This is a genomic window from Pseudoalteromonas tetraodonis, assembly GCF_002310835.1.
In the GTDB taxonomy this organism is placed as follows: domain Bacteria; phylum Pseudomonadota; class Gammaproteobacteria; order Enterobacterales; family Alteromonadaceae; genus Pseudoalteromonas; species Pseudoalteromonas tetraodonis.
Map to the genome: position 1 here is coordinate 798726 of NZ_CP011041.1, position 21255 is coordinate 819980.

Sequence of the window (21255 nt, forward strand, 5' to 3'; positions counted from 1 at the left end):
CAGTAAGTTAAATAAATACAGATATATTTCATTTTCCTGGTTCAACTAATAATCAGGAAAAACTATGGAAATTATGCAATATCAAAATGAACGCTTTCTTCGTTTGAATGAAGTAACCAGCATAACAAGCTTGTGTAAAAGCAGTATCTATAACCTTATTAAAGCGGGTAACTTTCCGAGCAATATAACTGTTATGGGTAAGCGTAAAGCCTGGGTAGAAAGTGAAGTTCAAAACTGGTTACTGGCAAGAATAAACGAGTCTCGCCAGTGCTAATATCAACTCATGACGCTATCAACAATAAATGTTGCTAGCGTTTATTTTTGTTTTCAATAAAGGTCTGTGCTGTTTTTTTTGATTAGTTATTTAAAATATAACTCATTAGGTGTTTAGCAAACTATAGGAAGTCCACTTCTTAATTGACTTGTTAGTTGCCCTTAGTTAATCTGTGTGTACAGTTGTGATGACGAGGTTGTTATGGATACTAGAATTCAATTCCGAATAGACGAAGATGTGAAAAAATTGGCGCAACAGATGGCTGAAAGTCAGGGCAGAACAATCAGTGACGCTTGTCGAGAGTTAACTGAGCAATTAGCTGACCAGCAAAGATTGAAGGCGTCACATGAAACTTGGTTAAGTGAACAAGTAAACCAAGCATTCGAAAAAATGGAGATGGGTAACTCCAAGTTTATCGCGCATGAAGCCGCTAAGACTGCAATGGAAAAAAGAAAAGCCAAAATTAGGTTGCGAGATTAAAAGTGATTTACTGGGAAGAGCAGTCTTTAGACGATAGAGAGAAGATTTTTGAGTTTTTGTATGAGTTCAATGCTCTGGCAGCAGAGGCTACAGATAAAGTCATTGAAGAAAAAGTTGAAAACTTATTATATCAACCAGAGATGGGTGTCGAACGTGAAGGGGTAAATGGCCGACTACTAATTATTCCAGAGATCTCAATGATCGTGTCATATTACTTCGACGGTAAAAATATAAGAGTTATGAGAATACTTCATACAAAGCAGAAGTTTCCAAAATGACTCTGTTGCCAAGACTTTGCTCAGCTGTGAGCCGAACAGGCGACAACTATCCTGACACAGGGGGTAGCACTTATTTTTTTTTCAATAAAAGTCTGCGCGGGTTATATATTTTGATTAGTTCTTTACAAGAGTAATTATTGGTGAAATTATTGCTGCCTTTACTATGTACCTCTCTGTTTACTATAAGGATGTTTAGAGTGTTGAACAAAAAATCTATTCTATTAGTCGCAAGCATTTTAACTATTGGCGGTTGTGCTTCTCCTGGGCCAATGCAAACAACGACCGGCCCAATAAATACCTCTGCTTTTGAACCCGTAATTTTAGATACAGTAAAAGATGGCTCAAAAAAAGTTCACTTTAAAGAGTGGACAACTATGTATGAAAATAAAGAGCTACAGCAATGGGGTGTATTTTTTATTACAGACAAAGGTGCCTACATGGCTGAATGGGATATGAGGGGGTATGAATATAACCTGAGATATAAACTACCTATTAATGAGCTCAATACAGTTTCAGATGATATGGTGGTTCGCGATATGTGGGTAGATTCAAACCTGTTAATCCTTAAAGATAAAAGTGGTCATGAAGTTGGCTTTGCTTTAAACGGAAAAAATGCTGCACGCGCAATTCTCAAAGAGATCAGCGCTAAATAAATACTTAAAAAGCGATTGATTATTTATCCGCTTAATGGGTCCATCTTAAGTTTCAGCCTTAATCAAACCTCAAAATAAAGCTTACAGACCAAGTTAATTTATGCACTTTATTGGCTTGTTGTAAGCTTTTCGATTGCCTGTGTTAAAACGGCATTTTGTTTTTCTAAAAACTCAATTTTCTTTTCCATCTTGACCAAGTCAGCTTTTAAATGGGCTTGGTTTTGTATTTTTTCTATCTGGCTTTTTAACGTTATATTTGCTTTTTCTAGTTGCGCCATCTCCCTACTTACTAGGCTACCGTCAAATAAGGAATCGATAGATTGTCCAATATTAGTAAACTGATTGCGCTCTTTGATTTTTGTGAGCTTGGCAAAAGTGTCTTTCTTGATATTAACCGTCAGTTGCTTGTGCTTGGCTTTTTTTCTTCTTTTGTATTGTCCCCAAGCTCGCTTCATTCTGATAAGAGTGTTTTCTTTATCGAGTATATTTTGAACATCTGAGCAGTACGCTTCTAATTGTTGAAGTAGGCTTTTTTCTGTATTACGAGTGAGTAAATGTTTCGGTGGATACCCTAGCTTTTTAAAATATTGCCCAGTCCAACGAGTCATTTCTTCGTCAGAAAAATCTATCCATTTTATAAATTCATCATTTAAAACAGTGCGCATAACTAACCTTAAAACTACTATGTTACATGAAGCTTTACATGTAATAGGATGCAAATCAAGTTATGATGTATTACACTTATAATAGGTATTATGTGTGAACTGGGGGAGTGATGCTAGATGCGTTTGAAGGAAAAAAAGAGATAAAAGCTCAAGATAGGCTTATCTACCTACGGTGGCTTTGGTTGGTTCACAAAGGTAAAAAGAAAGGGATGTCTATTGCTAAATTAGCCAGCACACTAATGCTAAGTGAATCGACAGTAAGAAACGCGATTGCTCGCTTAAATACCAATGACTATTTAGAGGTCACGAGGAATGAGGAGAAGACGTCAGAAAAGATCTATAAGTTAAAAAACACTCCTAGCATACCAGTATTTTTTTACGGTAAAAAAGCAAATTACATACAAGCCTTGTTAGGCGTTAATGATGATTTTACTAAACTATCGGCTGAAAGCTTGGCCCGAAAATTTATGAAAGCGGCTTTAGTCATGCTAAGTAATGATATTGGTCTGGTTTCAAATATAGGCCTTAATAAGTTAGCTGGCTTTACGGGGTTATCATTATCAAGGGTACGTAAATTTATAGATGAGCTAATCCATGAGGAGTTCATTTTAAAATTTATAGCAGGAGGCAATGCTCCAAATTTATACCCAAAATGTAAGTCAGTTTTAATTTTAAACCCTCGTTATTTTGGCGGCGCATTACTAAGGATAAATAACTTTCCAGAAGAGAGGCTGTTTGGCTTAAAAATAAATGAAAAGGTAAGTAGAGCGCTAAACGGGCGTAATCGTAAAACGGGAAAAATTATTCTTGAAGCTGAAGTGATGGCACTAAACAAACACAGATTAGCGCATCGAATGTATCACTATTTTTATGAGTTAGTAGCTGAGAGTGTTGCTGAACGCGCTCCATTTAAAAATAAGCAATTAATTACTTATATGTTAGTGCAATCAACTAACACTGAAGTGAATGCAGCTATTAAGTCATCTTGTAGTGAAGCTGTAAATCAATACGCTGACTTTTTACTTGCGCTTATTACCCAGCTAGAAAAAAGCATGCATTTGCTAAATAAAAAAATACAGTTTTATTGCTTTAAAAGTAATGGTGATTTTTTCGTTGTTTCGAATGCGAATAAGTCATTTGAAGGCGAGCTAGAATGGACAGCTAAAACAACCATTAACTTTCAAGGTGCAGGCGTTTCTTGGGAGTTACACAAGTAATATAACTTTACAGTGGTTTTAAAGCACCATTCACATACATGGCGGTGCTTTGCGGCACGTTTTATATTCTGTCTGTTTAATATACCAATATCATCTCTTAGTTATTACACCCATTAGGTAGCTAAAACCACTGTAGTCGTTAAGCAATAAATCTATAAAAAATAACAGCAATAGCCTTTCTATGAATCAAACATAGGAAGGCTTAAAGTGCATCATAACAACCAACGTTCTAAACAAAATAAAAACTTAAAACTAACTACTAAAAATACCTTTAGGGGAATGCCTATACTTACAAGCCATGGAGCGCTGTGTATTCCATACTTAGATAAAATCTATAATACGATTGAAATAGCTTTAGATAACCACCCTAGGTTAATGGCTATACGTGTAGACCTAAGGTTTCCTAAGTTAAAAGCGCATCAAGAGTGGGGTAATGTCATTCAGCTGTTTATCCGCTCGTTACAGTCGCAAATCGATTGCACTACACGAAGAAAGCAAAGGCTTGGGGAAATGGTTCATCCATGTAAAGTTCGCTATGTATGGGTAAAAGAACGCTCTACATCGGTAGCAGATCATTACCACTTGCTGCTACTTTTGAATAAGGACAGGTTTAATTGGGTAGGTACAACTAAAAATAAAAAGAATAACTTAGGCTCACTAATAGTTGAGGCGTGGGCCCGTGTGGTGGGTATTGATTACAACGAAGCTATTGGCCTAGTGTTTTTCTCTAAAGATAAAAAAACGAAAAGTGTTGTTATCCATCGACTTGATAGTGATTCAAATAGCTTTGATGGTGATTTTGCAGAATTATTTAAACACGTAAGCTATTTGGCAAAAGAAAAAACAAAGCACTATGGCGAAGGTAGTCGTTGTTTTGGCGCCAGTATTCGATAAGCACAGCAGGGGCCATGTGGCCCCATTACCTATCGTTTAGTTAAATCCCATGCTCGCCACTGACTCGCTTTAATATACTCACGTGCATCATGTTTGAGTTGGGCTAAAGTAAAGGTATTGGTATGTATATTCCCTGTAATACAGTAACTACAAAACTGATGACAGTTTTTACTTAATACAGAATAAGCTTGTTGAGTACCAAGCAGTGTTTCAGCATCGTTAGCAATATCATCAAATCCAACAGAGGTTCCATTAGCATCACAACTTATATAAATGGTTATGGCACTGGTTCCAGCTAAAAACTGGTACACAGAAACAGTCTCAATTAATCCCATGGCATTTTTATGGATAATTTGATTGTTGCCTAAGTAAATGCCTGAATGCTCAGCAACACCAAAGGCTAAGTCACAGTACACAATGCTCCCTCTAACAGGACCATCGGTTTTCCAAAATAGGTTATGCGCTAAGCTTTTAGATAAGTTGCCAATTAAAAAGTGTCCTATCACGTTATATAGATTCATGCTATTTGCTCTAAAGTAAGATATTTATAAAACTAAAACAGGCGTTGAGCCTATTGTTTATAAGGGTTTAGCTATCCCGCCCCCTTAGTAAATGAAATGGTTTAAAGCTCAAGAGAAACAAAGTCTTGATCAACTTCATCTTGCGTTATACCAATATAACGAAGCGTGACGCCCTCAGATGTGTGACGAAGCATTTTCATGACTCGGCCTATATCTTTTGTAGACTGATAGAGAAAGTAGCCCCGCGTTTTTCGCATTGAGTGAGTGCCTAACGCAATATTCAGCTCTTGGCCTACTTGTTGAAACGCCATCGATACCGCACGCCGCGTTATTGGCTGTGGTGGTTTATTTTTAAGTTGTTGGCACTTGTAAGACTGAAACAAATAAATATGCTCAGGGTGTTCAGCTCTCACCCTTGCAATATGCTCACGTGCTTTCGTATTTAATTGAATATTAGCCAGCTTGCCGGTTTTGCGTTCACGGATGATAAGCCTATCATTGTGTATATCTTCAAATCGTATCGACAGTAAGTCAGATATGCGTAAGGCAAGGTTTAACCCTATGTGCCACACATCTGCCATTTGTGGGTTACATCGAATACTTAATAAGTGACCAACCAGGCGAATAGTATCTTCATTTTTTATTGCATGGACCTCAGCCATTGTCTGCTTCCTTTTTTGTTTGTAGAAGAGGGTTTTGAGTAGCACAGAGTGGTGAATATCAAGGAGCCCTTATGGCATAAGGGTTGAAAGCTTCCCGTTTTAACAATATGGGAAGCAGCTATAAATTGCTCTGTGCTGGTGGGGGTTATTAAAATGCTAAGCGTGGTTTTAAAGCGTTAGCTAAACCCAACTTGAATTTGGTCGTATACCTCCATATCTACGTAGCCAACAAAGTTCGCCTCCCATAACTCATAAAGCTCTGCCATGGCGGGTAGTCGAATGTTTTGCCAGCCGGTATAGCGAGAAAACACCATTGAGTTGCTAATATCAAAATCGGTATCTCTTTCAAGCTCAGGGTAAGCGTTACCGCAATAACTAAAGTCAGTAATATAAATTATTGAATAGTTACCATCCGAAAGCTTAGTTAAAGCGATTTCAACAGGATGATAGCCACCATTTTCAGCACTATAGCTTTTATCTCTAAAGTTAATCGTAATGTGTTTAGCGCCATAGCTATCGGGGTACAGGGTAAGTACCTGGTTTAAAATAGTATGAAGGCTGTTAGATATAGGTAAAAAGGAAGGGCTAAAGGTAATAGCAGGTTTATTTAAAACGGGCATGAGAGCTCCTAAGTGTTATAAATTAATTCGGTTGATTGTTTTTGCTGTAAAGTGATCGAAGTGTTGTTGATTAAACGTGTTAACTAGGGCACCTTGCCAGCAGTGGAAAAGCTCAATAACGTGGGGTTGGTTTAACTCACAGCGTTTTATATCGGGTTGATAAAACCACTGATGCCTAAAGTTAAAGTAAAGCTCTACCTCTAAACGTTCAGTATCTTTGTCGGTAAAGGCAAAGCTCGTCATGGTGGCTATTTGCCAAGGCTTAGCGGGCTGGCTTCTAAATAAATGCACTTCTAGCGGGCGTGGGCCTGTTCTATTAGTAAGGTAGGGTGAATGTTTAAAGTTAAGCGCAATAGCGTGCGTTGTGTCAGGAATAGCGCATAAACTAATTGATGCTGCTAAGTATCGCTGTAGTGCTGGCAGTAAACTCACATAGGCGCAAGGCGAAGTAATGCTATTCATCATATCCACCCCTTTTCGGCAAACGACACACAACTTTCGCCAACCACTATGTGGTCTAGCACACGAATATCTACCAGCTTTAGCGCCTCTACTAAGCGTTCTGTAATGCGCTTATCGGCTTGGCTAGGTTCAGGAACACCTGAAGGATGGTTATGCGCAAATATTACCGCAGCGGCATTATGGCTTAATGCCATCTTTAACACCTCACGCGGGTAAACTGACGCGGCATCGATTGTGCCAAAAAACATTTCTTCAAAACTGATCAGCTGATGCTGGCTATCTAAAAACATCACTGCAAACACTTCACGCTCATGCGCACCCAGCTTTAAGGTCAAATACTCTTTTACATTTGCAACGTCGGTAAAGGTGCCTTCTCGTTTGTATTTAAGAGCTAGGGCTTCAGCCGCTCGCTCTAGCAGCTCATTCAGTCCAGACGTTTTAAAGGGATAGTGGTGATTGCTTTGGTTTGTTGTACGCATAGTAAGCTCCTTAAGTAATTTGTATGGCTATGCGTATTAATGAAATATATCTAAAACTGTTTTCAATAAGGCCTGTTACTTGGTGGCATAAGGGCGTGCGTATCCAACTATTAAAAGTAAAAAATAACTTTCCCGTGTTTGTTATGTAGCGATTGCTATTAATCGCCTATCAATAATTTAAACCAGTAGCCGGAGTAGCAAAGCATCGGCTTATTACGTTTTAGGAAAAACAATGAATACAGAAATTTATGTAGAAGCCGCCCTAGTCGAAACACAAAGAGACCGCTTTGTAGGTGGTATTGGCTTTATAGCACTGGATGACAATGCATGTATTGGAAATGAAAACTGGGAGTATTTTGGTTATACCAGCAACAGATTGGAACTAGAGCTTTCGGCCCTTGCTTTTGGGTTAAAGCATGCCAGTGATGGCGATATTATCTATTCAAGTAGCGACTATTGCGTAGATGGTTTTAATGACTGGCTAGCAGGCTGGAAACGCCGAGATTGGCGAAAAGCAAATAAAAAGCCAATTACCAATGAAGACCTTTGGCGGCTGGTGGATAAACTTAGCGCGAATAAGCACATTGAAGTAAAAAAAGCAGATAACCGCTTAGCAGGAAAGCATGCCGCTTATAGGTATGCACTAGCAGCGGCAAACCGTCAATTGTAATTTGTATAACTCACAAGCTGGCAGTACCAGCTTGTGAGTTATATGTGTGTTGCCTTAAAAAAGCATCGTTAGCTGTGCTCATTGAACAGACAAAAGTAAAAAATAACACGGCGGCCTTTGTTATGAGTTAAACAACATAACAGGGTTCAAAATGATAAATTTCCTTAGCCTAGGGCAAGTAATAAACAAAACAACATTGTGTAAAAGCAACATATATAAACTAATGAGTAACGGAGAGTTCCCAAAAAACTTTACCGTATCAGGTAAGCGAAAAGCTTGGCTTGAAAGCGACGTTGAAGAGTGGATGTTAAGTAAGCTAGAAGCCACAGAAGAGTAACTACAACTAAGTAAACTAAACGTATATTGAGCCAGGTCGTTAACGGCCTGGTGCTTTATGCGCTCATAATGCCTTTTAGCTTAGAGCAATTGGCGAGTTGTATTGACCATTCCGCAATTTTCTCATACTCTACTTTTGTTCACAGTCAGAGATAAATCAATGAGTGACGAAATACTAACAATTCAAGAGCTTGCTCTTTACTTAAAGCTTAATGAAAAAACAGCTTATCGCTTAGCGGGTGAAGGTAAACTACCAGGGTTTAAAGTAGGCGGTTCATGGCGCTTTAAACGTGAAGATATAGAACAATGGATAGAGCAAAAAAAACAAGGAGTGTAAGTGAATATAACCCCCTATCATGCAAAATACTTTGCACATGAATTATCAATTCTTCATGCCAATAATGGCGTAGACAGGCTTTCACAATCATTATTCGATGCAAGTGTTGATTTAAATCCACACCAAATTGAAGCTGCCTTATTTGCGCTAGATAACCCTTTAAATAAAGGTGTAGTGCTAGCAGATGAAGTAGGCTTAGGTAAAACCATTGAAGCAGGTTTAGTACTTTGCCAATACTGGGCCGAGCGCAAACGTAAACTACTTATTATTTGTCCTGCATCACTGCGCCGTCAATGGGCACAGGAGCTTCAAGATAAGTTTAACCTACCATCACAAATACTCGATGCTAAGACTTATAATCAACTGCAAAAATCAGGCATATATAACCCGCTAAATAATAAGCAAGTCGTAATAATGTCCTATCACTACGCTGCGAGGCTAGAAGATAAGCTAGTCGGGCAAATGTGGGATCTTGTAGTTATAGACGAAGCGCATAAACTTCGTAATGCTCACCGCGAAAGTAACAAAATGGGCCAAGCGTTAAAGCGTGCTTTATTTGGAAGAAAGAAACTTTTACTTACAGCAACACCACTTCAAAACTCCCTTATGGAGCTTTACGGCATGTCTACGTTAATAGATGAGCATATTTTTGGTGATGACAAAGCATTCAGAAAACAATTTATGCAAGGCGATAGTGACCAACAAGAGCTCAAAGAGCGTCTCGCAGGCTTTGTTAAACGCACACTACGTAAACAAGTACTTGAATATGTAAAGTATACTCAACGTAAAGCGTTAACCGTTCCTTTCACTCCATCAGATCAAGAACAAGCCTTATACGATGCTGTTTCAACGTTTATTGAAAAAGACCACAGCTACGCATTACCTAAACGACAAAAGCACTTAACAGGTCTGATATTACGCAAGCTGCTTGCCTCAAGCTCTCATGCTGTATTGAACACACTTCAAGTCATGAAGCGCCGCCTAGAACAGCTGAAAGAGCAACGAGATGATCATGAAGATGATTTGCTGCGCACTATAATTGAAGATGACGATTTAGAAACTGACTACTTAGACGAAGAAGACATCGATGAGCTATTAGATCAAGACGCGGCAAAAGAAGTCATTGATGACAAGCGCTTAGAGGATGAGATTAAAGAGCTTGAAGGATTTATCTCGCAAGCAGAAGGCATTAATAATGACGAAAAAGCAAAAGCCTTATTACAAGCCTTAGAACTTGGTTTTTCTCAAATGGCTGAAATGGGCGCGGCCCAAAAAGTTATCATATTTACAGAATCCAAAAGAACACAAGCCTATCTTGCAACGTTCCTTGCACAACATGGTTTTAAAGACAAAATAGTCACATTTAGTGGTTCCAATACACACATTGAAGCAACCGAAATATATAAATCATGGCGCGATAAACACGCAGGTTCAGATGTAGTCACCGGCTCCCCACAAGTAGACAGAAGAACAGCATTAATTGAGCACTTTAGAGATAGCGCCGAAGTAATGATTGCAACAGAAGCTGCCGCAGAAGGTGTTAACTTACAATTTTGTTCATTACTTATTAATTACGACTTACCCTGGAATCCACAGCGCGTAGAGCAACGCATAGGCCGTTGCCATCGTTACGGCCAAAAGTTTGATGTGGTTGTTATTAACTTCATGAATCAACGTAACTATGCAGATCAACGAGTACTTGAATTGCTCACTCATAAATTCACTTTATTTGATGGTGTATTTGGCGCATCCGATTCAGTACTAGGTAGCCTTGAAAGTGGTGTTGATTTTGAAAAGCGTATTCAGCAAATTTATCAAGAATGTCGTTCACCAGCAGAAATTGAAGCAGCCTTTGAAACACTGCAAAAAGAACTTGAAGCCGATATCAACGTTAAAATGCAGCAAACACAAGAGGCGCTATTAGAGCATTTTGATGAAGACATACATGATTTACTCAAAATAAAGTTAGACCAAGCAAACGAGCGCTTAGATAAAGTATCTAGGTGGTTTTGGGCCGTTACTCAGCACCAACTACAAGAGCAGGCTTATTTTAACGAGCAAGACTATACCTTTACGCTAACTAACAAAGTAGCCGAACAAGCTCAAGGTAAGTACCAGCTTATCCGAAAAGGCACACCACCTGAAAATACAGCTCAACAAGCTATTGACAGTCATGCGCACAAATACCGTATTACACACCCCCTAGGAGAGTATGTAATCGATAATGCAAGAGTGACTGACACGCCTAAGAATGAGATAATATTTGACTATAAAAACCACCCTACAAAGGTATCGGTTGCAGAAAAACTACAAGGACAGTCAGGCTGGCTATCGTTAAACTTGCTAAGAATAGAAGCTTTTCAAACAGAAGAGCACTTAGTTTTTACTGGTATTACCGATAAAGGCCAGTTAATTGATGCTGAGGCGTGTAAGGCACTGTTTAATGTTGGTGCTACAAATGGGAGTGGTATCGCATCTGATATCCCAGAAAAGTTCCTTGAAAACCAAACAAGGCAACTTGATGCCAAACTTGCAGAGGCGATGGATTTAAATAACCAATACTTTCAGGAAGAAAGAGACAAACTTGAAAAGTGGGCTGACGATAAAGTACTGGCAGCAGAACAAGCCCTTGTAGATACCAAAAACCAAATAAAGTCGCTTAAAAGAGAAAGCCGCCATGCTACTTCTGTAGAAGAGCAACAACAAATGCAAAAACAACTAAAGGATTTAGAGCGTAAACAACGACAGCAACGCGCTGAAATATGGGATGTTGAGGATGAAATTGCAGAAAAGCGTGATGCACTCATTAAAGCTTTAGAAATACGCATGAAGCAAAAAACAGAAGTTAATGAGTTATTTACAATTCGTTGGAGTGTTAAATAGTGATAAAAAACAAATCAGCATCTAACGCTATTAAAGAGTTGGCAAAAAAAATTGAAATGTCAAAATGGGGAGGACCCAACTCCCTCTTCGCTGATGAAATAAATAATGGTTTCAGATCTGCTCTCAAACTCTTTGGCGAGTGCGGTGACTATACTTTATTTAATAACTTACTTAATGCTTTTGATTATAAATATCGGCAAGTAATAGTAAAATACATTACCGATTGTTTACCACTAAAGTATTCATCTCTTAAAAATGGCTTCATTATTGATAAAACAAAAAGTAAATGGAGTGAGTGTGTACCTCAGATAGATGCAACCAACTTTTCTCCTATAAAAGATATAAGCCTTTCAAAAAATGCCTCTTCTGGAGTAATCAGTGTGGATAGAACAAAAATGGAGCTCCCTGAATTACACAGCTTTATGTTAGACGCACTCGTTCTTTTTCGTAACGAATTTAATGAAATGCAGATAGATGAGTTATTCCAAACAATTACAAAAGTGCGTGCTAAACGTATCGATTAAGATAAATTACATATATTGAGAATTTAAATGAGCAAGTACAACGAACTAGTAAAAAAATTAAAAGAGATTTTTCAGATAGACAGACCAGAGCTAGATTTTGGTATCTACCGCATTCTTAATGCTAAAGCTGATGAGATAAATAACTACCTAGAAAACACGCTTAAGCAAAAAATAAGTGATGCATTAGCAACTGCTGGCAATGCCAATAAAGAAGAGCTTGAGAAGCAACTCACCTCAGCTATTAAGGCAGCAGAAGATGCAGGCTTTAATCCTGAGGATAGTCCCAAAGTAAAAGACTTACGCCAACAAATAATAGCAACGTCTCAAGGTGCCAATGAGCACGAAAATGCTGTGTTTACTCACCTATTGTCATTTTTCTCTCGCTACTACGACAGTGGTGATTTTGTAAGCAAACGCCGCTATAAAGGCGACACCTATGCCATCCCCTATGCTGGTGAAGAAGTGATGCTGCACTGGGCTAACAAAGATCAATACTACATTAAAAGCGGTGAGAACTTCGCAAACTACTCGTTTAAGCTTGTTGATGGCCGCAAGGTTAGCTTTAAGTTATTGGCCGCCGATACAGCTAAAGATAACCGAAAAGACAATGACGCAGATAGGCGCTTTGTTTTAATTGAACCACATACGCGTACTAAATTTGACGAAGAAGGTAATGAGTACGATGAAGAGTACCAGCCAGTAACCGTTGTTAAATCAGACGGCACCGAAGAGCTAGTTATTCAGTTTGAGTACAAAGCCGTTAAAAAAGGTACTAAGCAAGATGCGTTAGTTACAGATGCACTACAAAAAGTATTGAGTCATGATCTAGTTCAAAGTAGCTGGGCAGATATTACCAAACGTGAGCCTACCGAAAAGAATCCTAATAGAACGCTGCTAGAAAAACATTTAACGACTTATACCCAACGTAATACCGCTGATTACTTTATTCACAAAGACTTGGGTGGGTTTTTATCTAATGAGCTTGATTTTTATATTAAAAATGAAGTGATGAATTTGGATAATGTACAAAACGCAGAAGTTTTTGCTGATATCGAAAAGCAACTTAGAATGATTCAATGCTTACGCTCTATTTCGTCAGATATTATTACATTTCTCGCCCAATTAGAAAATTTTCAAAAGAAGCTTTGGACAAAGAGAAAATTTGTAACTAAATCAGACTACTGCATCTCCCTTGATATGCTTTCAAAGGCTCTACAGGATAAGGTGTTAGAGTGCTCTGAATTGTGGGCTGACTGGATTAATTTAGGTTTAGTTACTAAACGAAATGAAAAAGACTTGGATGAATTAAAGGCTTTAAATTTACCTGTAGATACAAAATATTTAGACTCTACTATTAAAAATCAATTATTAGAAGAAATTGAGGATATAGATAGCAAAGTTAAAGGTGTAATTGTTGGAAGTGATAATTACCATAGCCTAAAATTACTTTCGAAAAAATATGAAAAGAAAGTAGACTTGGTACACATAGACCCTCCATACAATACTTTTTCTAGTGGGTTTCTATATAAAAACTCATTCCAGCATTCAAGTTGGCTTTCTCTCATGGAGAGTCGTATAAATGCATCCCTGCCAATGTTAGCTAACAATTTTGTTTATCAATCACATATCGATGAAAACGAATATGAAAGATTATTCAATTTATTTGAAGATAAAAACTTAGGTTATTTGTCTTCAATTATATGGAATAAACAAAACCCTATGATGGGAGGAAAAGGATTAGCTTTTCAACATGAGTATATCATTTGGGGATCTGATTCTAATGAACCTTTCCCGATGAAAAATGAAAATGTACTTGAAATGATAAAGTATAAAGACTCTTTAATTTCGCAATACAATGGAGTCACTGATGAAGTAAGACTTAAGTATTCCAAATGGGTCAAATCAAATAAGAAGTTGTCCGGAGGAGAACTAGCAAATCAATATATTGAAGATGATGGAAGAATTTATCAATCTGTTGGGATGTCATGGCCAAATCCAAAACCAGCACCAGAACAGTTTTTTAGACCATTAGTTCATCCTGTCACAGGTGAGAATTGTCCTATTCCATCAAGAGGTTGGTCAAGATCTCCTGATAAAATGGATGAATTAGTTTCAAGTAATGAAATCATTTTTGGTAAAGATCATAATACTCAACCAAGAAGAAAAATTTACTTAACAACAGAATCTAAAAAACCAATACCATCAGTTATTACCAGTGGTGCTAAAGGTAAAGTTGAACTTGATCATATGGGTTTAGGTTTTAGTTACTGTCACCCAACATCTCTTTACGAAACTCTTTTTTATGCAGGTCTACGAGGAAAACGTGACGGCATCATTTTAGACTATTTCGGAGGATCTGGTACAACAGCACATGCAACCTTAAAGCTTAATAAATTTGATAATGGAAATAGAACATATATTTTATTTGAACAAGGCCAACACCTCGAAAGTGTGCTACTCCCGAGAATAAAAAAAGCAATGTTTTCAGAGAGCTGGAAAAACGGGGTTCCAAAATTAGATGATTCAGGAAGCTCTCATTGCTTTAAATATATGTATTTAGAAAGTTACGAAGATACATTAAACAACCTCAAGCTTAAAAAAGCCCAACAAACATCTGATTTGTTTGAAATGATGAATGAAGAAGGCAAATCTGATTATCTGCTAAACTATATGCTTGAAACTGAAAGCAAAGGCTCTCTATTAAGTACAGATGATTTCAAAAAACCGTTTGATTATAAAATGAAGATTGCGGTTGATTCGGCAGGTGCAAGTGAAGAACAAAATGTTGACTTGGTTGAAACCTTTAACTATTTGATTGGCCTGCACGTGAATACTATTGAGTCAAACCTAGATAGGGGTTATGTGCGTATTGAAGGTAAGCTCCCCTCTGGTGAACGCGCGTTAGTGTTATGGCGTGACTGTGAAAAAATTCAATATGATGACTTTACTAAATTTGCTAACCGCTTTGATTTGTTCGCCAAACAAAAAACCTTTGATGTGATATACGTAAATGGTGATCACAACTTACCTACAGCTTTCACAGATGAAGGTGCTGATGGTGTAGAAAGCACAAGGACACTGAAACTACGTCAAATCGAACCTGAGTTTTTAGAGCAAATGTTTGCTCCTGACGAACTAGTGTAAGGAGTAATAACATGGCTATAGGTAAAGCAACTAAAAAGAAAACCAATAAAAAACTTAGTTTTCACCAACAACTGGTGCTAAACCGCTTTATGTACCGTTTTTTTACTGATGGTACATTACAAGGATTAAAGTCACGTTTGGGTGAAGACCGCTTTGAAGGCATTCATGATGATGGGCAAAGTAATTACTTTCATGAACTCTGTAACAATTACTTTAACGCTGAGCTTATTAACAGTGATGATTTAAGACGGTATGACTTAAATATTGTTACTCATTGGCAGCAAATTACTGAGCACCGCAATCGTAAAGAAGATACTGTGATGAATATGAAGTACTTTCAGTATTTGTCGCTACTGTTTACTGAAATCTACTTAGACTTTTACTTTAATAAAAAGCAGTTGCTACTTGATGGTTTAAACCAAGAATTAACTGTTTTTAATAAAGAACAAAAAGCGGCTGATAACTTTCAAGAGTATATTTTAGACGAACTAAATAAGCTTGCTTTTTGGAATGCCACAGGCTCAGGTAAAACACTACTTTTACACGTAAATATATTGCAGTACTTGCATTACTATCAGGCAGGTAATTCGCACAACTACCCGGATAAAATAATATTACTAACCCCTGATGAGCGCCTATCCGCACAGCATTTAAAAGAGTTACATGACTCAGGCTTTGACCATGTAAGGCTTTTTGATAAAAACGGTAATACGCCATTTAGAGGCACAATAGAAGTTATTGATATCAATAAGCTTGCCGATGATATGGGTGATAAAACTGTTGCAGTAGAAGCCTTTGAAGGCAATAACCTGGTACTTATTGATGAAGGCCATAAGGGCACAGGTACAGCTGCAGGTGCTTGGATGCGACGCCGCGACACCTTGACAAAAGACGGCTTTGCGTTTGAGTACTCGGCAACCTTTGGTCAAGCAGTGGCTGACGGTAAAACCGTTGAAGCTGTAAAAACAGATATTCAAAAGAAAAAAGCTAAAATGCTTTTTGAAACAACTGCGCTGAATAAACTAGACGAAGAGCAATTAGCCAAGCTTGAACTTGATTATGCAGAGCTGCGCGATGCCCGTATTCAAGCAACGCGTGAAGTGTATGGTAAGTCGGTACTGTTTGATTACTCATATAAGTTTTTCTATGAGGACGGTTACGGTAAAGAGTCGTTAATACTCAACTTAGGCGATGATAAAAGCGAAGAGCGCCGCTATGAATACTTTACAGCTTGCTTGTTAAGCTTTTATCAACAGCAATTTTTGTATACTAAAAGCGAAGAGCAGCTAAGCGAGTTTAATATTGAAAATCCGCTTTGGGTTTTTGTGGGGAGCTCGGTTTCTAAAGAAGATTCTGATATTCAGCAAGTGGTTAAGTTTTTAGCGTGGTTTTTAAATAATGAAAACCAAGCGAAAGCGTGGATTAAGGACCTAGTTGCAAATAAAGCAAGAATACTTGATACCAAAGAGCGTAATATTTTTCATAACCGCTTTACGCCATTAATGGGTACAGGCAAAGACGAAGCGCAAATCTATTTAGATATTTTGAACAGATTATTCAATACCACTTACACTGGCCAGCGTTTAATTGTTGCGAATTTAAAAGGCAGCAAAGGTGAGTTGGCACTACGTGTAGGTACATCGAAGCCGTTTGGCCTAATTAACGTTGGTGACTCCTCTAAGCTTTACAAAGCGTTAGATGAGGAACAGTCATTTGATTATATAACCGATGACTTTGCTAAAACCTTATTTAATTCCATCAATGATAAAGATTCTAAGCTAAATATTTTGATTGGCTCTCGTAAGTTTACCGAGGGGTGGTCTAGCTGGCGCGTTTCGACAATGGGCTTGCTTAACATTGGCCGTGGCGAAGGCTCTCAAATAATTCAGTTATTTGGCCGTGGTGTACGCTTAAAAGGTAAAGGTTACTCTTTAAAACGCAGTACACCAGCACAAAGACCTAAAGGCTTGCACTTAGAAAAACTTGAAACACTGAATATTTTTGGTGTGCGTGCAGATTACATGGCCACATTTAAACAATACCTTGAAGCAGAAGGCATTACGCCCAGCGATGAAATTCTTGAGCTAGACTTTGAAACTAGACCAAGTTTACCAAAAACAAAGTTGAAGACCTTAAAACTTAAAGACGGTTATAAAGATAACCAAAAGAAAGGCTTTAAACGTGTACACTTTCCTAATTTATACGAAGTGCCAGCAGAGTTTAAGGGAAAAATTAAAACGCCTCATATTAAGCTTGACTTATATCCAAAACTTGAGGCATTAAGCACGACTGATACGGGTGATAAAACGCCAGCATCTGATCGCATACCAAGAAACATAGATTATAAGGTGATAGCGGCGTTTGATTTTGAGCGTATTTATTTAGCACTTCAAGATTTTAAATTGCAACGAGGCTGGAGTAATTTAAGGCTCGAAAAAAAGCGTTTAGAAGACTTTTGCTTAGGGAAAACTGATGCAGGCAACTCTTGGTATACTTTGCTTATACCAGCGCAAGACTTAGAGATAAAGCTCTATAGTGATATCCAAAAGCAAGAGGATATTATGATCCGCTTGTTAGAGGACTACACAGATAGGTTTTACAAAGCCTTAAAAAATGCCTATGAGGGGCAGTTTTTTGAAGTGACTCATGTTCATGAAGATGATCCTGGTATGCTCAAAGTTTATAATTTTGAAATAGATGAATCAGATGATGGATTTGAGTATTCTGCTAGGCTGGAAGAGCTACAAAAAATAGTTGCAAGTGGCGATGTTGGTGAAGCTAAAAAATGGGAAGCTCCTGGGGTAGTTGCTGTGACATTTGATAAGCACTTGTATTACCCGTTAATGTCGATAGACAAAGATGCTGGCCTGCCACTAAAAATGCGCCCAATGGCATTTGATGCGCCAAGTGAAATACAGTTTGTAACAGAGCTGCAAGAGTTTGTTGATTCAAAACGAGGCCAGGAAGTAATTGGCGACAAGAGTATTTATTTGCTCCGTAATGCTGATACTAAAGCTAAAGGTTTAGGGTTTGCGCTAGCAGAGAACTTTTATCCTGACTTTTTATTATGGCTGGTGGACGACGCAACGGGCGAGCAATGGCTTAGTTTGATTGACCCTAAAGGTATACGCCAAATTGATTTAAATAGCGGTAAATTTGGCTTGTATAAAGAAATCAAGAACTACGAGCAAGACAACCTAAATCTCAGCTCATTTATTCTATCAGGTACATCATTTAATGATTTATTAAATGTCAGTTTATCTAAAGACGAACTAGAAGATGCCAATGTGGTATTTATGGAAGATGGAAAGGATGTTTATTTAGAGAAAATAATTAGAGGCATGGTTGCTTAAGTAAGTACTTAAAGTAAATGCCAGCACTAGCGTTTATACCTTATGAGTATAAACGCTAGTGCTATTTTTAATTGCTAGAAGGCTCACTGTTTAGTTTTCAAAGCCAATGTTGTGGTATTTGTAGATCAAAGGTTTTAGCAGCATACCTGAGCATTGAGAGGAGCTCATTATACCGAGCCTGATCAAACGATTGATTAGAATTTCTTTTTTCAAGAAGGCCTTTTAGCTCAACAAGATTAAACATATCTAATTTATAAAAATTTCCCCAAGTAGCTTCACCAAAGAGGTTATAGATGACTTCTGTGCTGTCACGTTCACTAGCTAAGCGTTTTGGCTCATTTATTTTTGCCAGAGCAGCTTCGCCTTCTTCTTTTGTATCGTAGGTGTTTAATTGTTTCATTTTTGTGCTTCTCTTGAGACTATATTTTTTACTGTTAGGGCTAGTTTTTCTAACGCAATTTTGCGCTCTTCAAAGTAATCGTACTTATCATAAATACCTTCTACTCCTTTTAACTTATGATTTAAGCATCTCTCGGCTACATAGCCGGGGGTGCCTTGCTGTGCGAGTAAAGTACGACAGGTGCGGCGTAAGTCATGAACAGTAAAGTGAGGCATATCCCCCATTAAGTTTGGTGGCTGTTTCTTTTTACCTGGCTCATGGCCAAATAACTTAGTGATAGCGCGATTAAGCGTATCAGGCCCCATATGCGGATTTTTACTGGCTCGACGGCTAGGAAACACATAGTCAGAACCACAACTTCTCATTTTTAGCTCTTCAAACCACTGTATTACTGGTGGGGCCAAAGGAATACTAAGGCCTACATTGGTTTTACTGCGCTCTTTGGGCAGCTCCCACACCGCTTTTTCTAAGTCAAATTCCTCCCACTTTGCTTCGCATAATTCAGACTTACGAACCCCTAAACATACTAATAAAGTACAGGCTAAGTGGTTGTCACGAGTGAAGCTCATTGGATTTTTTTTGGCGGTATCAAAAAATTGCTTAAGTTCGCTGGTGGTTAATGCTCTGTCTTTACTTTTTTCTACACCGCCTGCGTCACGCACTGTAAATGCAGAGGCTGGATTTCCTGCTATTAGGTCTAGTTTTATTGCATGGTTAAATAATTGCTTACAATAGCCAAGCGCATCGTTTGCAATTGTAGGTTTACCTGCGGCTGTTATGGCATTAATAGTGGTGCGTATATCACGTGCGCTTATTTGGTCGAGCTTTATATCACCAATTACCGGAGCAATATCTTTAGTGTAAACGCGCTTTGGGATCTCAGGGTATTTTAAACGCTTTACTAAGGTGGGATACCAGTCATTAAATAAGTCATTAACTGTTTTAATGCTTTCTTGCTCTGCTCGCTTTCGTTGTATTAATGGGTCAAAACCATCGCGTACTTGTTTCATTTTAGTGGCGGCTTCAAGACGGGCGTTTGCCAGGGTTAGATCTTTTACTTTAGCTAACGTCATTTCGCGGCGTTTTTTATTTGAGGTAAAACGCAGCATCCAACTAGCCGTGCCTGAAGACGGAACCACCAAGTACAAGCCATCACCGTCAGCGTAGCGTTGTGTTTTATTGCCACCTGTTTTTATAAGTGATTCTACTTTTTTTACCGTTAGTTTAGCCATAATCCACCTTTAACAGCCATGATACCGGTGGGTAAGATTTTACCCACCACTTAGGTTTTAAGTAAGTGTACCATACCCACCATATTAACCACCACTTGGTGGTGGTTTTATGTAGAAGTTAATGGACTTGTGTAGAGTTTTATTTAGTTAACTTGTTGATTTTTAGTTTCTTTAAATCTTATTGAGGCTCGTGTGGAGCTTATTCAATATTCTGGATCTGCTCACGCATTTGCTCAATCAGGACTTTTAGCTCTACAGCTGCGTTGGTGATGTCACTATTGATAGATTTAGATGCTAACGTGTTTGCTTCACGATTAAACTCTTGCATCATAAAATCTAAACGACGACCACAAGCACCACCTTTACTCAGGATTTTGCGAGTTTCTTTAACGTGCGACTTTAAACGGTCTAGCTCTTCGGCAACATCTTGCTTTTGTGCAAGATAAATCAGTTCTTGCTCAAGGCGTGACTCATCAATATTTGTTGTTAAATCTTCAAGCTTTTGTACTAACTTTTCACGTTGCCACTTAGTAATTTCTGGCATATGTGCTTCAACAATATCAACTTGCTCTAAAATGGCGGTTAATCGTGTAGTTATCATTTCTTCAAGGTTTGCACCTTCATCGCCACGCGCAGATTTAAAGTCTTCAATTACTTGGTCAAGACCACTAATAAGAGCTGTATTTACACTATCCATATCAATTTCTTGTGCTTCCATAACACCAGGCCAACGTAAAATATCCACAGGGTTAATGTCACCACTGCTTTGTTGCTGAACCCACTTAGCACTATTAATTAACTGCTCCGCCAGCGACTGATTAATTGATAATTCACCAACATGTGCTGGATTTGCGACAAATTTTAAGAAGACTTCTACCTTACCACGCTGTAAGTGCTTACGCAGACGCTCGCGAATAACGGGCTCCATGCCACGAAATTGCTCTGGTGCACGAATAAATGTTTCAAGGTAACGTTGGTTCACTGAACGAACTTCCCACGTGCCAGTGCCCCATTCGCCTTTAATTTCGCGACGCGCATAAGCTGTCATACTGTGGATCATGGATGATTTCCTACATTTTTAAATACAATAGTGTAATGATTATACCGTAACACTGCTTAAGCTCTAAAGAAAATTTAGCCTACTGAGTGTTTTTTAAACACACTTTAATCT

Annotated in this window: 22 protein-coding genes; 13 read left to right on the plus strand and 9 right to left on the minus strand. The window is 38.2% G+C overall.

Annotated features, from left to right (window positions below; translation table 11 throughout):
* Nucleotides 1-64 precede the first annotated feature (64 nt).
* The 4 genes from PTET_RS03725 (at nt 65) to PTET_RS03740 (ending at nt 1685) form a co-directional block, all read left to right on the plus strand.
* Entirely contained in the window at nt 65-274 is a 210-nt protein-coding gene (locus tag PTET_RS03725; protein ID WP_024598678.1) for a helix-turn-helix transcriptional regulator, read from the plus strand.
* A 201-nt stretch (nt 275-475) separates the two neighbouring features.
* On the plus strand, nt 476-754 hold the full coding sequence (locus PTET_RS03730; protein WP_096038209.1) for a type II toxin-antitoxin system RelB/DinJ family antitoxin: 279 nt from the start codon (nt 476-478) through the stop codon (nt 752-754).
* Nucleotides 755-756: 2 nt separating this feature from the next.
* Nucleotides 757-1032, plus strand: a complete 276-nt coding sequence (locus tag PTET_RS03735; protein ID WP_096038210.1) for a type II toxin-antitoxin system RelE/ParE family toxin — start codon at nt 757-759, stop codon at nt 1030-1032.
* Between the two features lie 197 nt (nt 1033-1229).
* Nucleotides 1230-1685 (plus strand): hypothetical protein, encoded by a 456-nt coding sequence (locus PTET_RS03740; protein ID WP_096038211.1) that lies wholly within the window; start codon nt 1230-1232, stop codon nt 1683-1685.
* Nucleotides 1686-1792: 107 nt separating this feature from the next.
* Here PTET_RS03740 and PTET_RS03745 read toward each other — a convergent pair whose 3' ends face one another.
* Nucleotides 1793-2350 carry a hypothetical protein gene (locus PTET_RS03745; protein WP_096038212.1) on the minus strand — a complete coding sequence of 186 codons (558 nt, stop codon included), beginning with the start codon at nt 2348-2350 and terminating at the stop codon, nt 1793-1795.
* Between the two features lie 110 nt (nt 2351-2460).
* Between PTET_RS03745 and PTET_RS03750 the strand changes: the two genes are divergently transcribed.
* Nucleotides 2461-3567, plus strand: coding sequence for a helix-turn-helix domain-containing protein (locus PTET_RS03750; RefSeq protein ID WP_096038213.1), 1107 nt, complete (start codon nt 2461-2463; stop codon nt 3565-3567).
* 207 nt (nt 3568-3774) lie between these two features.
* The gene (locus PTET_RS03755) at nt 3775-4461 is read left to right on the plus strand and encodes an inovirus Gp2 family protein (RefSeq protein WP_096038214.1); all 687 of its coding nucleotides are present in this window, start codon (nt 3775-3777) and stop codon (nt 4459-4461) included.
* Between the two features lie 29 nt (nt 4462-4490).
* Here the strand turns inward: PTET_RS03755 and PTET_RS03760 are convergent, their stop codons facing one another.
* The 5 genes from PTET_RS03760 to radC all read right to left on the minus strand — a co-directional run bounded on the left by PTET_RS03760 (nt 4491) and on the right by radC (nt 7205).
* Nucleotides 4491-4982 (minus strand): lecithin retinol acyltransferase family protein, encoded by a 492-nt coding sequence (locus tag PTET_RS03760; protein ID WP_096038215.1) that lies wholly within the window; start codon nt 4980-4982, stop codon nt 4491-4493.
* A 101-nt stretch (nt 4983-5083) separates the two neighbouring features.
* Nucleotides 5084-5644, minus strand: coding sequence for a tyrosine-type recombinase/integrase (locus PTET_RS03765; RefSeq protein ID WP_096038216.1), 561 nt, complete (start codon nt 5642-5644; stop codon nt 5084-5086).
* Between the two features lie 176 nt (nt 5645-5820).
* Entirely contained in the window at nt 5821-6264 is a 444-nt protein-coding gene (locus PTET_RS03770; RefSeq protein ID WP_096038217.1) for a DUF2787 domain-containing protein, read from the minus strand.
* 15 nt (nt 6265-6279) lie between these two features.
* Nucleotides 6280-6729: a DUF2787 family protein gene (locus PTET_RS03775; protein WP_208619160.1), complete on the minus strand. Its 450-nt coding sequence runs from the start codon at nt 6727-6729 to the stop codon at nt 6280-6282.
* Nucleotides 6726-7205, minus strand: coding sequence for a RadC family protein (gene radC / locus PTET_RS03780; protein WP_096038218.1), 480 nt, complete (start codon nt 7203-7205; stop codon nt 6726-6728). Before radC ends, PTET_RS03775 begins: the two co-directional genes overlap by 4 nt.
* 232 nt (nt 7206-7437) lie before the next feature.
* On the opposite strand from radC, the gene PTET_RS03785 reads away from it, so the two are divergent.
* From PTET_RS03785 to PTET_RS03815, 7 genes are all read left to right on the plus strand, one after another.
* A complete protein-coding gene (locus PTET_RS03785; protein WP_096038219.1) occupies nt 7438-7875 on the plus strand; it encodes an RNase H family protein in 438 nt (145 codons plus the stop codon).
* A 151-nt stretch (nt 7876-8026) separates the two neighbouring features.
* Nucleotides 8027-8212, plus strand: coding sequence for a helix-turn-helix transcriptional regulator (locus PTET_RS03790; protein WP_096038220.1), 186 nt, complete (start codon nt 8027-8029; stop codon nt 8210-8212).
* Between the two features lie 159 nt (nt 8213-8371).
* Nucleotides 8372-8548, plus strand: coding sequence for a methylation-associated defense system helix-turn-helix domain-containing protein MAD1 (gene mads1 / locus PTET_RS03795; RefSeq protein ID WP_096038221.1), 177 nt, complete (start codon nt 8372-8374; stop codon nt 8546-8548).
* Nucleotides 8549-11431: an SNF2-related protein gene (locus tag PTET_RS03800; RefSeq protein ID WP_096038222.1), complete on the plus strand. Its 2883-nt coding sequence runs from the start codon at nt 8549-8551 to the stop codon at nt 11429-11431. It begins immediately after the preceding gene.
* Complete coding sequence (locus PTET_RS03805; protein WP_096038223.1) at nt 11431-11955, plus strand: hypothetical protein; 525 nt, start codon at nt 11431-11433, stop codon at nt 11953-11955. The genes PTET_RS03800 and PTET_RS03805 overlap by 1 nt, the downstream gene beginning before the upstream one ends.
* Nucleotides 11956-11982: 27 nt before the next feature.
* Nucleotides 11983-15099, plus strand: a complete 3117-nt coding sequence (locus tag PTET_RS03810; protein WP_096038224.1) for a site-specific DNA-methyltransferase — start codon at nt 11983-11985, stop codon at nt 15097-15099.
* 11 nt (nt 15100-15110) lie between these two features.
* The gene (locus tag PTET_RS03815) at nt 15111-18452 is read left to right on the plus strand and encodes a DEAD/DEAH box helicase family protein (protein WP_096038225.1); all 3342 of its coding nucleotides are present in this window, start codon (nt 15111-15113) and stop codon (nt 18450-18452) included.
* A gap of 97 nt (nt 18453-18549) precedes the next feature.
* Here PTET_RS03815 and PTET_RS03820 read toward each other — a convergent pair whose 3' ends face one another.
* The 3 genes from PTET_RS03820 to PTET_RS03830 all read right to left on the minus strand — a co-directional run bounded on the left by PTET_RS03820 (nt 18550) and on the right by PTET_RS03830 (nt 21144).
* Nucleotides 18550-18852, minus strand: coding sequence for a hypothetical protein (locus tag PTET_RS03820; RefSeq protein WP_096038226.1), 303 nt, complete (start codon nt 18850-18852; stop codon nt 18550-18552).
* Entirely contained in the window at nt 18849-20084 is a 1236-nt protein-coding gene (locus PTET_RS03825; protein ID WP_096038227.1) for a tyrosine-type recombinase/integrase, read from the minus strand. Before PTET_RS03825 ends, PTET_RS03820 begins: the two co-directional genes overlap by 4 nt.
* A 199-nt stretch (nt 20085-20283) precedes the next feature.
* A complete protein-coding gene (locus PTET_RS03830) occupies nt 20284-21144 on the minus strand; it encodes a YicC/YloC family endoribonuclease (protein WP_013466042.1) in 861 nt (286 codons plus the stop codon).
* Between the last annotated feature and the right edge of the window lie 111 nt (nt 21145-21255).

What these genes read in the sequence shown, in the direction of transcription:
- PTET_RS03725 (WP_024598678.1), top strand. Translation starts at nt 65, where the DNA reads ATGGAAATTATGCAATATCAAAATGAACGCTTTCTTCGTTTGAATGAA.
- PTET_RS03730 (WP_096038209.1), top strand. Translation starts at nt 476, where the DNA reads ATGGATACTAGAATTCAATTCCGAATAGACGAAGATGTGAAAAAATTG.
- PTET_RS03745 (WP_096038212.1), bottom strand. Translation starts at nt 2,350, where the DNA reads ATGCGCACTGTTTTAAATGATGAATTTATAAAATGGATAGATTTTTCT.
- PTET_RS03750 (WP_096038213.1), top strand. Translation starts at nt 2,461, where the DNA reads ATGCTAGATGCGTTTGAAGGAAAAAAAGAGATAAAAGCTCAAGATAGG.
- PTET_RS03760 (WP_096038215.1), bottom strand. Translation starts at nt 4,982, where the DNA reads ATGAATCTATATAACGTGATAGGACACTTTTTAATTGGCAACTTATCT.
- PTET_RS03765 (WP_096038216.1), bottom strand. Translation starts at nt 5,644, where the DNA reads ATGGCTGAGGTCCATGCAATAAAAAATGAAGATACTATTCGCCTGGTT.
- PTET_RS03770 (WP_096038217.1), bottom strand. Translation starts at nt 6,264, where the DNA reads ATGCCCGTTTTAAATAAACCTGCTATTACCTTTAGCCCTTCCTTTTTA.
- PTET_RS03775 (WP_208619160.1), bottom strand. Translation starts at nt 6,729, where the DNA reads ATGATGAATAGCATTACTTCGCCTTGCGCCTATGTGAGTTTACTGCCA.
- radC (WP_096038218.1), bottom strand. Translation starts at nt 7,205, where the DNA reads ATGCGTACAACAAACCAAAGCAATCACCACTATCCCTTTAAAACGTCT.
- PTET_RS03785 (WP_096038219.1), top strand. Translation starts at nt 7,438, where the DNA reads ATGAATACAGAAATTTATGTAGAAGCCGCCCTAGTCGAAACACAAAGA.
- PTET_RS03790 (WP_096038220.1), top strand. Translation starts at nt 8,027, where the DNA reads ATGATAAATTTCCTTAGCCTAGGGCAAGTAATAAACAAAACAACATTG.
- mads1 (WP_096038221.1), top strand. Translation starts at nt 8,372, where the DNA reads ATGAGTGACGAAATACTAACAATTCAAGAGCTTGCTCTTTACTTAAAG.
- PTET_RS03810 (WP_096038224.1), top strand. Translation starts at nt 11,983, where the DNA reads ATGAGCAAGTACAACGAACTAGTAAAAAAATTAAAAGAGATTTTTCAG.
- PTET_RS03815 (WP_096038225.1), top strand. Translation starts at nt 15,111, where the DNA reads ATGGCTATAGGTAAAGCAACTAAAAAGAAAACCAATAAAAAACTTAGT.
- PTET_RS03820 (WP_096038226.1), bottom strand. Translation starts at nt 18,852, where the DNA reads ATGAAACAATTAAACACCTACGATACAAAAGAAGAAGGCGAAGCTGCT.
- PTET_RS03825 (WP_096038227.1), bottom strand. Translation starts at nt 20,084, where the DNA reads ATGGCTAAACTAACGGTAAAAAAAGTAGAATCACTTATAAAAACAGGT.
- PTET_RS03830 (WP_013466042.1), bottom strand. Translation starts at nt 21,144, where the DNA reads ATGATCCACAGTATGACAGCTTATGCGCGTCGCGAAATTAAAGGCGAA.